Annotated in this window: 13 protein-coding genes; all 13 read left to right on the forward strand. The window is 60.5% G+C overall.

From position 1 onward, the window contains the following. Positions 1-15 precede the first annotated feature (15 nt). Positions 16-723: a pseudaminic acid cytidylyltransferase gene (pseF, locus tag C4K40_RS08205; protein WP_031320607.1), complete on the forward strand. Its 708-nt coding sequence runs from the start codon at positions 16-18 to the stop codon at positions 721-723. Then, the gene (gene pseG / locus C4K40_RS08210) at positions 720-2,225 is read left to right on the forward strand and encodes a UDP-2,4-diacetamido-2,4,6-trideoxy-beta-L-altropyranose hydrolase (protein ID WP_053135112.1); all 1,506 of its coding nucleotides are present in this window, start codon (positions 720-722) and stop codon (positions 2,223-2,225) included. Before pseF ends, pseG begins: the two co-directional genes overlap by 4 nt. Continuing rightward, positions 2,218-3,270, forward strand: a complete 1,053-nt coding sequence (gene pseI, locus C4K40_RS08215; protein WP_053135110.1) for a pseudaminic acid synthase — start codon at positions 2,218-2,220, stop codon at positions 3,268-3,270. The genes pseG and pseI overlap by 8 nt, the downstream gene beginning before the upstream one ends. Before the next feature lie 228 nt (positions 3,271-3,498). Continuing rightward, positions 3,499-4,425 carry a ketoacyl-ACP synthase III gene (locus tag C4K40_RS08220; protein WP_022641293.1) on the forward strand — a complete coding sequence of 309 codons (927 nt, stop codon included), beginning with the start codon at positions 3,499-3,501 and terminating at the stop codon, positions 4,423-4,425. An 82-nt stretch (positions 4,426-4,507) separates the two neighbouring features. Then, positions 4,508-5,797: a motility associated factor glycosyltransferase family protein gene (locus tag C4K40_RS08225; protein ID WP_053135107.1), complete on the forward strand. Its 1,290-nt coding sequence runs from the start codon at positions 4,508-4,510 to the stop codon at positions 5,795-5,797. After that, positions 5,794-6,063: a hypothetical protein gene (locus tag C4K40_RS08230; RefSeq protein WP_031320609.1), complete on the forward strand. Its 270-nt coding sequence runs from the start codon at positions 5,794-5,796 to the stop codon at positions 6,061-6,063. The genes C4K40_RS08225 and C4K40_RS08230 overlap by 4 nt, the downstream gene beginning before the upstream one ends. A 236-nt stretch (positions 6,064-6,299) precedes the next feature. After that, positions 6,300-7,151, forward strand: a complete 852-nt coding sequence (locus C4K40_RS08235; protein WP_053135104.1) for a flagellin domain-containing protein — start codon at positions 6,300-6,302, stop codon at positions 7,149-7,151. Positions 7,152-7,224: 73 nt separating this feature from the next. Further along, positions 7,225-7,611 (forward strand): flagellar protein FlaG, encoded by a 387-nt coding sequence (locus C4K40_RS08240; RefSeq protein ID WP_053135102.1) that lies wholly within the window; start codon positions 7,225-7,227, stop codon positions 7,609-7,611. A gap of 81 nt (positions 7,612-7,692) precedes the next feature. Beyond that, on the forward strand, positions 7,693-9,159 hold the full coding sequence (fliD, locus tag C4K40_RS08245) for a flagellar filament capping protein FliD (RefSeq protein WP_031321149.1): 1,467 nt from the start codon (positions 7,693-7,695) through the stop codon (positions 9,157-9,159). Positions 9,160-9,287: 128 nt separating this feature from the next. Then, the gene (fliS, locus tag C4K40_RS08250) at positions 9,288-9,683 is read left to right on the forward strand and encodes a flagellar export chaperone FliS (RefSeq protein ID WP_022643019.1); all 396 of its coding nucleotides are present in this window, start codon (positions 9,288-9,290) and stop codon (positions 9,681-9,683) included. 12 nt (positions 9,684-9,695) lie between these two features. Next, positions 9,696-9,992, forward strand: coding sequence for a hypothetical protein (locus tag C4K40_RS08255; protein WP_022643020.1), 297 nt, complete (start codon positions 9,696-9,698; stop codon positions 9,990-9,992). A gap of 175 nt (positions 9,993-10,167) precedes the next feature. Then, complete coding sequence (locus tag C4K40_RS08260; protein WP_031321151.1) at positions 10,168-11,643, forward strand: sigma-54 dependent transcriptional regulator; 1,476 nt, start codon at positions 10,168-10,170, stop codon at positions 11,641-11,643. A gap of 110 nt (positions 11,644-11,753) precedes the next feature. Continuing rightward, entirely contained in the window at positions 11,754-12,965 is a 1,212-nt protein-coding gene (locus C4K40_RS08265) for a PAS domain-containing sensor histidine kinase (protein ID WP_022643022.1), read from the forward strand.

Consider the following 12,965-nt stretch of genomic DNA (forward strand, 5'->3'; position numbering starts at 1 on the left):
CGGAGGACCAGGCTTGTGAGTTGTGTGGCACTGATTCCTGCGCGCGGTGGCAGCAAACGTATCGCGCGCAAGAACCTCAAGCCATTCGATGGCGTGCCGATGCTCGCCCGGTCCATCGACAAGGCATTGCAGTCAGGTTTGTTCGAGCAGGTGGTGGTCAGTACCGAGGATCAGGAGATCGCCGAACTGGCCATTGCTTGTGGGGCCCAGGTGCCCTTTTTCCGCCCCGAGAGCCTGGCGGATGACTTCGCTGGCACTGGCGCCGTGATCGCCCATGCCCTGCAAGCCTTGCAGGAGCAGGGGCGCAGCTACGACTACGCCTGCTGCATCTACGCCACCGCGCCGTTGCTGCAGCAGCGCTACCTGCGTCAGGGCCTTGAAGTGCTCATGGCTCATCCAGACAAGGCCTTCGCCTTCTCGGTCTGTGGCTTCGGCTTTCCGGTCCAGCGGGCCCTGACGCTAAACCAGGACGGTGCCTTGCAGGCGCTGTATCCCGAGTTTCGGCAAGTGCGCTCCCAGGATCTGCCGGAAGCCTACCAGGATGCCGGGCAATTCTATTGGGGGCGCTCCAGGGCCTGGTTGCAGGGCGAGATGCTGTTCTCGTCCTGCAGTCTGCCGGTGGTGTTGCCACGCCACCTGGTACAAGACATCGATACCGAGGAAGACTGGCAGCGCGCCGAGTACCTGTATGCCGCGCTCAAGGCCGGGGGAGAGCTGGAGTGAGAGTGTTGATCCGCGCGGACGCTTCACCGGCCATCGGCAGCGGGCATGTGGCTCGTTGCCTGACCCTGGCCCGGGTGTTGCGCCGGCAGGGGGCTGAAGTGGCCTTCGCTTGCCGCGATCTGCCTGGCCACCGCCTGACAGTCTTGCAGGCCGAGGGGTTTGCCACTTTTCAACTGCCTGGCCTTTATCCAGGGGAGCAGCCTGAGGCGGGTATCGAGGCGTTGTTGCCTTGGCAGGCGGATATCGCGGCCCTGGCAGAAGCATTGGGCTGCTCTCCAGGCTTCGACTGGGTGCTGGTGGATCACTATGCTCTCGATCATCGCTGGCAGGCCGCCGCGCGCCGCTGGGCGCCGCGCATAGCGGCGATCGACGACCTGGCCAATCGGCGGCATGCCGTGGACCTGTTGCTGGACCAGAACTTCAGTGGAACTGCCCAAGCCTATGAAGGTTTGCATGATCCGGCTTGCCGGACCTTGTTCGGTCCGCGTTTTGCGATGTTGCGCGAGGAGTTTCGCCGGCCGGCCATCGCCATTCGTCCCCGGGCACTACGGGTGCTGGTGAACTTCGGTGGTTTCGATGCCGCCGGCCAGACCTACAAGGCCATGCAAGCCTTGGTCGACATGCAGGAGCTGCAGGTGGATTTTGTCGCTGGCAGCGGCAACCCCGATTGGCAAGCCATGCAGGCGCTGAGCGCCGGCAAGGATAACTGGCGTCTGCACAGCTACGTGGAGAATTTCGCCGAACTGATGGCCGGTGCCGATTTGTGCCTGGGGGCGGGTGGCGGCACCAGTTGGGAGCGAGCCGTGCTTGGCCTGCCGACGCTGTGCATCACGGTGGCTGGCAACCAGGAGCTCAATGCCCGATTGCTGGCCGAGGCGGGGGCCCACCTCTACCTGGGGCCGTGCGAGGGGGTGAGTGTCCAGCAGATCCGCCAGGCCCTGGTGCTGTTGTTGGGCAATCCGGGGTTGCGCCATAGCTTGGCACTCCATGGGCGCCAGTTGGTGGATGGGCAAGGTGTCGAGCGGGTGGCCGCCGCGCTGTTCGCCGCCACGCTGCGCTTGCGGCCAGCGACCCTCGAGGATGCTCGCTTGTTGTTCGATGGCCGCCAGGATGAGTCGGTCAGGCGTTGGTCCAGGCAGCCCGAGGCGCTGGATTGGCCACCGCATTTGCGGTGGTTGCAAGCGTGCCTGGCCGACCCCGAGCGCCGGTTGTTGATCGGCGAACTGGCCGATGGGCCTGTGGGTGTGTTGCGTTATGACCGTGAAGGTCTTGAGGCCGAAGTCTCGGTCTATCTGTTCGCCGGACGCTTTGGCCTGGGGTGGGGGCGGGCCTTGCTGGAGCGAGGCGAGGCCTGGTTGGCGCAGCATTGGCCTGAGGTGGAGCGCTTGCGGGCCCATGTCATGGCGGAGAATCAGGTTTCGCTTGCGCTGTTTCGCCGGGCTGGCTATCAGCAGGGCGCTTGCGATTTCACCCGTGTACTGAAGGAACATCTGGATGACTAGTTTCAAGATCGGTTCACGCCCAGTGGGTGCTGGCGCCGCGCCGTTGATCATCGCCGAGATGAGCGGCAACCATAACCAGTCGCTGGATGTGGCGTTGCGGATTGTCGAGGCGGCCGCCAGGGCTGGAGCCCACGCATTGAAATTGCAGACCTATACCGCCGACACCATGACCCTGGACCTGGATCAGGGCGAGTTCTTCATCAAGGACCCTGGCAGCCTGTGGGCGGGTTCTTCGTTGTACGAGCTGTATCGCAAGGCCCACACCCCGTGGGAGTGGCACGAACCGATCTTCGCCCGGGCCCGGGAGTTGGGCATGTTGGCGTTTTCCACGCCCTTCGATGAAAGCGCGGTGGACTTCCTGGAGGGGCTCGGTGTCCCGGCCTACAAGATCGCCAGTTTCGAAAACACCGACCTGCCGTTGATCCGCCGGGTGGCGGCCACGGGCAAGCCGCTGATCATTTCCACCGGCATGGCCAGCATTGCCGAGCTGGATGAGAGCGTAAGGGCTGCTCGCGAGGCTGGTTGCCGGGACCTGGTATTGCTCAAGTGCACCAGCACCTATCCGGCCTCTCCGATCAACAGCAACTTGCTGACCATTCCTCATCTGCGGGAGCTGTTCGGCTGCGAAGTAGGGCTGTCCGACCACAGCATGGGGGTTGGGGTTTCAGTGGCGGCGGTGGCCCTGGGCGCGACCGTCATCGAGAAACACTTCACCCTGGATCGGGCGGCTGGTGGAGTCGACGCCAGTTTCTCCCTGGAGCCAGCGGAGTTGGCCAGCCTGGTGGTGGAAACCGAGCGAGCCTGGCAGGCCATGGGGCAGGTGCGTTATGGCGCCACCGAGGCCGAGGGCAAGTCCCTGGTCTATCGGCGCTCGTTGTATGTCACCCGGGACATGCAGGCGGGGGAGGTGTTCAGTGCCGATAACCTGAGGGCCATTCGTCCCGGGCTCGGGCTGGCTCCCAAGCACTATGACGCGCTGCTCGGTCGTCGGGCGCGCCAGGCGATCAAGCGTGGGACCGCGCTGGATTGGGCATTGGTCGAATAGGCCTTTGTGGCGCTGATTCGCAAAATGGCGTGACCTGCGGGTCAGAACGTGCATCTTCACTGTAATGTATGGCCCGGGAAGATGGCGCCAGCCCTGCGTGCCAGGTCCGTGATAGCCCTTGGTTCTTCCCGATAACGCCGTGCTCGACGGAATTATCCGTGTTTTTTCGGCAGCCCCTGCCAGGCGACTGAGCGGGGGTATTGAGCTGTTTATTATTGGGAAGCCGTGATGATTGGCATAAAAAGCATTGCGAGCTACGTGCCTGTAGCCGGCCTGGACAATTACGCACAAGGTGCAAAATTCGGCAAGGATGAGGAGTTCATCCTGGGCAAGATCGGCTCGGCCTTCCTGCCGCGCAAGGAGGCCACGCAAGAGACCTCCGATCTGTGTGTCGAAGCTGTCAATGCATTGTTCGCCGCCAACCCCGAGCTGAAGCGCGAAGCCATCGATGCGCTGATCGTCGTCACCCAGAACGGCGATGAAGAGGGCTTGCCCCATACCGCAGCGATCGTCCAGGACAAGCTGGGCCTGCCGACCAATGTGGCGGCGTTCGATATTTCCCTGGGCTGCTCCGGTTACGTCTATGGCATCTACGCCATCAAGGGTTTCATGGAGGCCGCGGGGCTGAAGAACGGCCTGCTGGTGACCGCCGACCCCTATTCGAAGATCGTCGATCCCGAGGATCGCAATACCACCATGCTGTTCGGTGATGCCGCCACCGCCACCTGGCTGGGCGAGGATGCGACCTGGCAGTTGGGCAAGGCCAAGTTCGGTACCGACGGTTCCGGTGCGCCGCACTTGAAGGTCACTGACGGTGTGTTCTTCATGAACGGTCGCCAGGTATTCAACTTCGCCCTGCTCAAGGTTCCAGCCCATCTGCATGAGTTGCTGGAAGAGTCCGGCCTTGTAGCTGGGGACATCGACGCGTTCTGCATTCACCAGGGCAGTGCAGCCATCGTCGATGCCGTGGCCCGGCGTTTCGAGGGTGATCCGGACAAGTTCGTCAAGGACATGGTCGAGACAGGCAACACTGTCTCGTCGAGCATTCCCCTGCTCCTGGAAAAGCACATGTTCGATTCGAGCTGGAAGCGCGTAGCCCTGAGTGGCTTCGGCGTTGGCTTGTCTTGGGGGTCGGCGATCATCTATCGCGCCTGAGACCTGGTTCGTAGCGGCACACATAGCGCTCAAGGTGTAATCTTGGGCGCTATTTTTTTGTACCTGCGGCAAGCGAGGAAGCATGAGCGACAGCTTTGAACACAACGCGGCGGTACTGCAAAGGCGCTGGCCAGCACTGCTGGCGCGACTGGTGGCAGAGGATAGCGCTTCGTTGCAGGCAAGCCTGGTGGAGGGGCTGGGCTCGACCCTGAGTATCGCCGGCATCCAGCTCACCAGTCGCCACGACCGTACCCACGAGGCCCGGTTGCAGGCCGCCAGCCTGCCCGATGAGCCTGTCCTGCATGTGTATGGCTGTGGATTGGGCGATCTGCAGCAGGCGCTGCTGGCGCGCCCTGGGTTGCAGCGCCTGTATGTGCATATTCTCAACGGTGCGGTGTTCAAGTTGGTGCTGCAATTGCTGGAGCAGGATGCGTGGTTGGTCGATCCGCGGGTGGAGCTGCTGTATGCCGGTGATTTGCACGAGATCCAGCTGCCATTTTTCGCGCTGCCTGCCGAGTTGGTGCTGGCGGACGACTACAACGCGAAGATTCGCGATCGGTTGATCAGCGAGACTCACCTGGAGTTCAACAACCGATTGTTCAATGCAGATGCAGCCTCTATCAATGAGCGCTTGGCAGCTGTGGAACCCTGGGTAGCGGGTGATCGCGATGTGGCCCAGCTGTTCGACACTTGCGCCGGTCGGGAAGTCTTCGTGATTGCCACCGGGCCGAGCCTGGAGCGCCATTTCGCTGCACTGCGTGCGCTGAGTGAACAGGCACGGCGGCCGCTGTTGATCTGTGTCGACACGGCCTATCAGCCGCTGCTCAGGCAGGGTATCCGGCCAGACCTGGTGCTGAGCATCGATCAGCGTATTTCCAGTCGGCACCTGCCGTCCCAGGGCAGTGAAGGCACCACCCTGGTCTACTTGCCGTTGGCCGATCCCCTGGTGCTCGAAGGGTGGCGCGGGCCGCGTTATGTGGCTTATTCCGCCAGCCCGATTTTTCAACAGCTGCGCCAGCGCTTGCCGCGGGCACTGCTGCACGCTGGAGGCAGTGTGATTCATCCGGCGGTGGATCTGGCGGTGAAGATGGGTGGCAAGCGCATCACCTTGTTCGGGGCGGACTTCGCCTTTCCAATGAACCGTACCCATGCCGGCTGGCAGGATGGTGATTTGGGGCCGCAGCTCAGTGCTGCCAAGCATTGGGTGCTGGATGGCCATGGCCGGCGGGTGAGGACCCAGCTCAACTTCCGCAGTTATCTATGTGAGCTGGAGCGTTACATCGCCAGTCAGCCTGAGGTGGCTTTCTTCAATACCAGTCGTGATGGCGCGATGATCGCCGGGACTACCTTCCATGTGGATTTTGCCCAATGAATCGACTTGAGCCTTTGCTGGGCCGTGCCAGGAGCGTTGCCGAGCTGTTTCGGCTGGGACGTGATGTCGAGGCAGTGGGGGAGATGGTGGAGCTGTTCGAGCCTGTCCAGATGCTCGTGGATACCGCCGCCGCGTCAGTGCAACAGGATTGGGTCCACCTACTGGGCTTGCTGTTGGCCTGTCAGGAAGCGCAGGACTGGCTGGGCCTGGCAGATTATCTGGAGTACGAACTGGTGGAGTGGTTGCAAGCCGGGTTCGCCGGTTGAGTTTTCCTGCGTTGCAGTGCGAGTCGATCAGGGTGGTTTTTTCTGGCGTCAGATTTTCGTTCGCGTGGGCTTAAGCCTTTGTATTTAAAGGGGTGGCAGGGTGATGGCAAATTTTTTTGAAAAAGCCCTAAAGCAACTTGCATCCGCGACGATAACTATTACGAAGGTTCTCTAGGCCATTACCCGGCGGTTGCCAGGGCCGGAAGCCGCAGTACCCAACCAACGAGGAATTCGTCATGGCTTTAACAGTAAACACCAACGTTACGTCGCTGAACGTTCAGAAAAACCTGAACCGTGCTTCCGACGCTCTGTCGACTTCGATGACTCGCCTGTCTTCCGGCCTGAAGATCAACAGCGCTAAAGACGACGCCGCCGGCCTGCAGATCGCTACCCGTATGACTTCGCAGATCCGTGGCCAGACCATGGCAATCAAGAACGCCAACGACGGTATCTCCATCGCCCAGACCGCTGAAGGCGCGATGCAAGAATCCACCAACATCCTGCAGCGTATGCGTGAACTGGCCGTTCAGTCCCGTAACGATTCCAACGGCACTGCAGACCGTACCGCTCTGAACAAAGAATTTGCTCAGATGTCGGACGAACTGACCCGTATCGCCAAGTCGACCAACCTGAACGGCAAGAACCTGATCGACGGTTCCGCTGGCACCATGACCTTCCAGGTCGGTTCCAACACCGGTGCTACCAACCAGATCACCATCACCCTGGACAGCGGCTTCGACGCGACTACCCTGGGCGTTGACTCCGGTACCATCAACATCACCGGTAACAACAGCACCACCGCTGAGACCAACACCAAGGCCGCGATGATCGCCATCGACAAAGCTCTGGCTACCATCAACTCCAGCCGTGCTGACCTCGGTGCCGCTCAGAACCGTCTGACCAGCACCATCTCCAACCTGCAGAACATCAACGAAAACGCCAGTGCTGCACTGGGTCGCGTACAAGATACCGACTTCGCTGCTGAAACTGCCCAGCTGACCAAGCAGCAGACTCTGCAACAAGCTTCGACCGCAGTTCTGGCTCAGGCCAACCAGCTGCCATCCGCTGTACTGAAGCTGCTTCAGTAATAGCCGGCTAAGCTTTGGCGGGGGAGTGCGCTGGTCGTGCTCTCTCGCCTTTTTACTTTGAGAGGTGGTGGACATGGATATGAGCGTGAAGCTGAACTTGTCTTATCCCGTGGCCAAGTCCGCGACTCCGGTTGTCGACAAGCCCGTGGAGAAGCCTCGAGAGGATCTTTCTGTCGTTCATGCCGCTCCTGAAGTGGCTGTGTCCACGCAGGGCAGCAAGAAAGAGGCGCAGGCCGAACAGGAAAAACTGAAGATGGCCGTGCAGGAAATCGAGAAGTTCGTTCAATCGGTCAAGCGTAACCTGGAGTTCTCCATCGACGAGCCCTCCGGGAAGGTTGTAGTCAAGGTCATTGCCAGCGATTCGGGGGAGGTGGTTCGCCAGATCCCCAATGAAGAAGTCCTGAAGCTGGCCAATAGCTTGAACGATGCCAGCAGCCTGCTGTTTAGCGCCAAGGTTTGATGGCTGGCACGAATATTGTTTTCTGATTTTTTGATCGCAATGGTGGTCAAAAGACTGGCGGCACACTGAAGGGAGATACACATGGCAAGTCCAATTCTACCGGGTACCGGCCTGGGTTCCGGTCTCGATACCGGTGCCATCGTCAAGGCGTTGGTGAGTGCCGACAAGGCAGCCAAACAGGGCCAGATCGACCGTGCGACTGAGAATAACAGCGCGAGTATCTCCGGTATCGGCACCTTGCAGTCGTTGTTGTCGACCCTCCAGAGCACTCTCTCTGTCACTGGCTTGGGCAGTGCGGTTACTCCCGCATTTGCCGGTTTTGCCGCCACTTCCAGTGATGCCAAATTTGTGGACGCCACTGCGACCAACGCTGCGGTATCTGGTAAGTACAGTGTCAGTGTTTCGCAACTTGCAACTTCGTCAAAAGTAGCTACCAAGGCTTTTGCCGGGGGGGCTTCCAGTGTTGTTACGAGTGCGAGTGGTACCTTGAATATCACTCAAAATGGCACTAACTACTCGTTGGCCGTCGGTGCCAATGCGACCCTGCAGTCGGTGCGGGATGCGATCAACGCCGACTCCACGCTGTCTGGGGCTGGGTTCAATGCCAACATCGTCACCGACTCCTTCGGTTCGCGCCTGGTAATCGGTTCGGACAAGACCGGCGCCGGTTCGGATATCTCCGTGGGCGGGATTGCCGGCCTGGAGATCGATGGTACCAAGCCGATGCCGGCAGGTAGCGATGCCGATCCCATGAAGGCCGATTCTTCGGGCGCCATTGGTGGCCTGGCCCAGGATGCCAAGTTCACCGTCGACGGCATGCCGTTGACCAGCAAGAGCAACACCGTTACCCAGGCTGTTTCGGGCTTGAAGCTGAACCTGGTGGCCAAGACTACCGCTCCGATCACTGTGGAAGTGAAGACCAACACCGATGGCCTAAAGGCTTCGGTCCAGAAGTTCGTCGAAGCCTACAACGCTGTGGTCAACGGTATCAGTACCCTGACCAAGCCGTCCCTGGACGATAACGGCAAGCTGACCGTTCCGGCGCAGCTGACCGGTGATCCGCTGCCGCGCTCGATCCTGTCGGCCATTCGTGGGCCACTGTCGGAAGTCGGTGCCGGTGACAAGCTCACTGTGTTGTCGCAGTTGGGGATCACTACCAACCAGAAGACTGGCGCCCTGGATTTTGACGACAAGAAGTTCACTGCGGCGGTGAATGACAAGAAGCTTGGTGGTGAAGTGCAAAAGCTGTTTACCGGCGACGGCACCAATCCGGGCCTGCTGGACCGCATGACCAGCGCCATCAAGCCGTTCACCCAGGGTGTCGGCACGATGAGCGAGGGGATCCTGACCACTCGGAGCAAGACCCTGGATCTGACCAAGAAAAAGCTAGCCGACCAGCAGGCAGCCTTGGATCGGCGGATTGAAACCCTGACGGCCGTTTTGACCAAGAAGTACAACGACATGGATACCCTGGTGGGCAAGCTGAAGGCCACCGCCAGCAACATCACCTCCATGTTCGAGGCCATGAACGCCCAGAAGAAAGGCTGATATATAATCTGCGCCAAAAGCCCGGCAGCGTTTCCCAGCGCTCCGGGCTTTTGCATTTGACCTAAAGTTTTTTGACGTTGCGTCGATACGCTGTTTATACGAACCCTTGAGTTTTGAAGAGGTACCACATGAATCCGATGTTAGCCCTTCGGCAATATCAAAAGGTGGGTGGGCAGGCGCAGACTTCCGAGGCCAGTCCGCATCGTCTGGTGCAAATGCTGATGGAAGGTGGCCTGGACCGTATCGCTCAGGCCAAGGGCGCCATGGAGCGCGGTGATATCGCCAACAAGGGCATATTCATCACTAAGGCCATTGGCATTGTGGGTGGCTTGCGCGAAGGCCTGGATCTGGAAAACTCCATGGACAGCCTGGCGGACCTGGATGGTCTGTATACCTACATGATGAAGCGCCTCACCGAGGCCAACCTCAAGACCGACCCCAAGATCCTCGACGAGGTGGCTGGGCTGCTACGCACGGTCAAAGAGGGCTGGGATGCCATTGCGGCTCCAGGCCCGCAGTTTTAAAGGAGAAACACCATGAGTGCTGTCCTGCAACGCATTGAAGAAACGCGCGTGGCCCTGGTCGACGCCCTGGCTGAGCGCAATTGGCAAGCCATCGGTGAATTGGACCTGGCTTGTCGTTCATGCATGGAGGACGTGCTCGGAGAGGCCGAGGTCGACGAGGTTGCCCTCAGGAGCAATCTTGAAGAGTTGCTGGGGGTCTACCGGCAATTGCTGGAAGTGGCGACAGGTGAGCGCCAGGCGATATTCGACGAGATGTCGCAGATCCACCAAGCGCAGAACGCGGCAAAGGTTTACCATTTGTTCGGTTAATGTCGAGTTGATCCGAACGCTGCGCGCCATAAATTTGACTGTGCACGCTTTTTTGACTTAACTAGTGGCTGTTTTCAGATTTCAGGCGTCTATGAAGGCAGGCAAATGCCTTCAAGCGCGTCTAGCTTGCCCCTTAATTTCCGGGCATTGAGTTGACTAGGGAAGTTGCTATTGCATGTGGCGTGAAACCAAAATTCTGCTGATCGATGACGATAGCGTTCGCCGCCGCGACCTGGCGGTGATTTTAAATTTTCTCGGTGAAGAAAATTTACCCTGCGCTAGCCATGACTGGCAGCAGGCTGTCGGCTCTCTGTCGTCTAGTCGAGAAGTGATCTGCGTCCTCATCGGGACTGTAAATGCTCCTGGTGCGCTTCTGGGCTTGTTAAAGACACTCTCGACCTGGGATGAGTTCCTTCCAGTTTTGCTGATGGGCGAAAATTCTTCCGTCGAGCTGCCCGAAGACCAGCGGCGCCGGGTGTTGTCTAGCCTGGAGATGCCTCCCAGCTACAGCAAGTTGCTCGATTCCCTGCACCGGGCCCAGGTCTACCGCGAGATGTACGACCAGGCGCGTGAGCGCGGGCGTCATCGCGAACCCAATCTGTTTCGTAGCCTGGTCGGCACCAGCCGGGCGATCCAGCATGTCCGGCAGATGATGCAGCAGGTGGCGGATACCGATGCCAGCGTGCTGATCCTGGGTGAGTCGGGTACTGGCAAGGAAGTGGTTGCACGCAACTTGCACTATCACTCCAAGCGCCGCGACGCGCCCTTCGTGCCGGTCAATTGTGGGGCGATTCCTGCCGAGTTGCTGGAAAGCGAGCTGTTTGGCCATGAGAAGGGCGCCTTCACCGGTGCCATCACCAGCCGTGCCGGGCGTTTCGAGTTGGCCAACGGCGGGACCCTGTTCCTCGACGAGATCGGCGACATGCCGCTGCCGATGCAGGTCAAGCTGCTGCGCGTGCTGCAGGAACGCACCTTCGAGCGCGTGGGTAGCAACAAGACCCAGGGCGTCGACGTGCGCATCATCGCGGCGACCCACAAGAACCTGGAAAGCATGATCGAGGTGGGCAGTTTCCGTGAGGACCTGTACTACCGTCTCAATGTGTTCCCCATCGAAATGGCGCCGTTGCGTGAGCGGGTGGAAGATATTCCGCTGCTGATGAACGAATTGATTTCGCGCATGGAGCACGAAAAGCGCGGTTCGATCCGTTTCAATTCCGCCGCCATCATGTCCCTGTGCCGCCATGGCTGGCCGGGCAACGTCCGCGAGCTGGCCAATCTGGTGGAGCGCATGGCGATCATGCATCCCTATGGGGTGATCGGCGTGGTCGAGTTGCCGAAGAAGTTTCGCTACGTCGATGACGAAGACGAGCAACTGGTGGACAGCCTGCGTAGCGACCTGGAAGAGCGGGTGGCGATCAACGGCCATGCGCCGGACTTCTCCGCCACCGCCATGCTGCCGCCCGAGGGCCTGGACCTCAAGGATTACCTCGGTAGCCTGGAGCAGGGCCTGATCCAGCAGGCGCTGGACGATGCCAACGGCATCGTGGCGCGGGCCGCCGAGCGCTTGCGTATTCGTCGTACCACCCTGGTGGAGAAGATGCGCAAGTACGGTATGAGCCGTCGTGAAGGGGATGAGCAGGCGGATGATTGACGCCTGTTTTCCAGGTCGCTGAAATCCGGGCGGTTTTTTTTAGGCACGGGTATTGCTAAGTCTCTCGCAACGTTCCGTTTAACTGACGGTCAGCCACGCGAGAGAGCCCCATGCCCCAAGCCGCCCAGATGTCTCCTGCCCCCGATACCCAGGGGCAATCGTCGTCCGTAGAGCAGGTGAGCCGGCTTGGCCTCGAGCAGGCCTTCGCCTTGTTCAACCAGATGTCGAGCCAACTTACTGACTCCTACAGCATGCTCGAAGCCCGGGTCACCGAGCTCAAGGGCGAGCTGGCGGTGGTCAGTGCCCAGCGCATGCAGGAGCTGGCGGAAAAAGAGCGCTTGGCCAACCGCTTGCAGAACCTGCTGGACCTGTTGCCGGGCGGGGTCATCGTCATCGACGGCCATGGCATCGTCAGCGAGGCCAACCCGGCGGCCTGCGAGTTGCTGGGCTTGCCGTTGGAGGGGCAGTTGTGGCGCAACATCATCGCCCGCAGCTTCGCCCCTCGCGAGGATGACGGCCACGAGATCTCCCTGCGCGACGGCCGGCGCCTGTCCATCTCCACCCGTTCGCTGGATGCCGAGCCTGGACAGTTGGTGCTGCTCAATGACCTGACCGAGACCCGCCACCTGCAAGACCAACTGGCGCGCCACGAGCGTCTGTCCTCCCTGGGCAAGATGGTCGCCTCCCTGGCCCACCAGATCCGTACGCCGCTGTCCGCGGCGTTGCTGTACGCCAGTCACTTGACCGAACAAGAGCTGCCGGTGGCCACTCACCAGCGCTTTGCCGGGCGGCTCAAGGAGCGCCTGCATGAGCTCGAGCACCAGGTGCGCGACATGCTGGTATTCGCCCGTGGCGAGCTGCCGCTCACCGATCGCCTGACGCCCAAGTCGTTGTTGCAATCCCTGCAGGCCGCCGCCCTGACCCATGTCCAGGATGTTGCCGTGCGCTGGCAGTGCGACAGCCATGAGGGTGAGCTGCTGTGCAATCGCGACACCCTGGTGGGGGCGTTGCTCAACCTGATCGAAAACGCGGTCCAGGCCAGTGCCGGTACTGCGCGGCTGAAGGTGCACCTGTATCGCCGGGACGACACCTTGCGCCTGTGCGTCAGCGACAGTGGCAGCGGTATCGAGACCGAGGTGTTGGAGCGCCTGGGCGAACCGTTTTTCACCACCAAGGCCAACGGCACCGGGCTCGGCCTGACGGTGGTCAAGGCAGTGGCGCGTGCCCATCAGGGAGAATTGTCCCTGCGCTCGCGTCCCGGGCGCGGTACTTGTGCACTGGTGACCCTGCCTCTGTTTTCCAGTGCCCCTGGAGTGGAGTGA

This window comes from Pseudomonas sp. CMR5c (genome assembly GCF_003850545.1).
Taxonomy (GTDB): domain Bacteria; phylum Pseudomonadota; class Gammaproteobacteria; order Pseudomonadales; family Pseudomonadaceae; genus Aquipseudomonas; species Aquipseudomonas piscis.

Excerpts from the sequence above, each read along its gene's own strand:
- C4K40_RS08240 (WP_053135102.1), top strand. The coding sequence starts at position 7,225 with ATGGATATGAGCGTGAAGCTGAACTTGTCTTATCCCGTGGCCAAGTCC.
- C4K40_RS08265 (WP_022643022.1), top strand. The coding sequence starts at position 11,754 with ATGCCCCAAGCCGCCCAGATGTCTCCTGCCCCCGATACCCAGGGGCAA.
- fliD (WP_031321149.1), top strand. The coding sequence starts at position 7,693 with ATGGCAAGTCCAATTCTACCGGGTACCGGCCTGGGTTCCGGTCTCGAT.
- pseI (WP_053135110.1), top strand. The coding sequence starts at position 2,218 with ATGACTAGTTTCAAGATCGGTTCACGCCCAGTGGGTGCTGGCGCCGCG.
- C4K40_RS08220 (WP_022641293.1), top strand. The coding sequence starts at position 3,499 with ATGATTGGCATAAAAAGCATTGCGAGCTACGTGCCTGTAGCCGGCCTG.
- fliS (WP_022643019.1), top strand. The coding sequence starts at position 9,288 with ATGAATCCGATGTTAGCCCTTCGGCAATATCAAAAGGTGGGTGGGCAG.
- C4K40_RS08255 (WP_022643020.1), top strand. The coding sequence starts at position 9,696 with ATGAGTGCTGTCCTGCAACGCATTGAAGAAACGCGCGTGGCCCTGGTC.
- C4K40_RS08225 (WP_053135107.1), top strand. The coding sequence starts at position 4,508 with ATGAGCGACAGCTTTGAACACAACGCGGCGGTACTGCAAAGGCGCTGG.
- C4K40_RS08260 (WP_031321151.1), top strand. The coding sequence starts at position 10,168 with ATGTGGCGTGAAACCAAAATTCTGCTGATCGATGACGATAGCGTTCGC.
- C4K40_RS08235 (WP_053135104.1), top strand. The coding sequence starts at position 6,300 with ATGGCTTTAACAGTAAACACCAACGTTACGTCGCTGAACGTTCAGAAA.
- C4K40_RS08230 (WP_031320609.1), top strand. The coding sequence starts at position 5,794 with ATGAATCGACTTGAGCCTTTGCTGGGCCGTGCCAGGAGCGTTGCCGAG.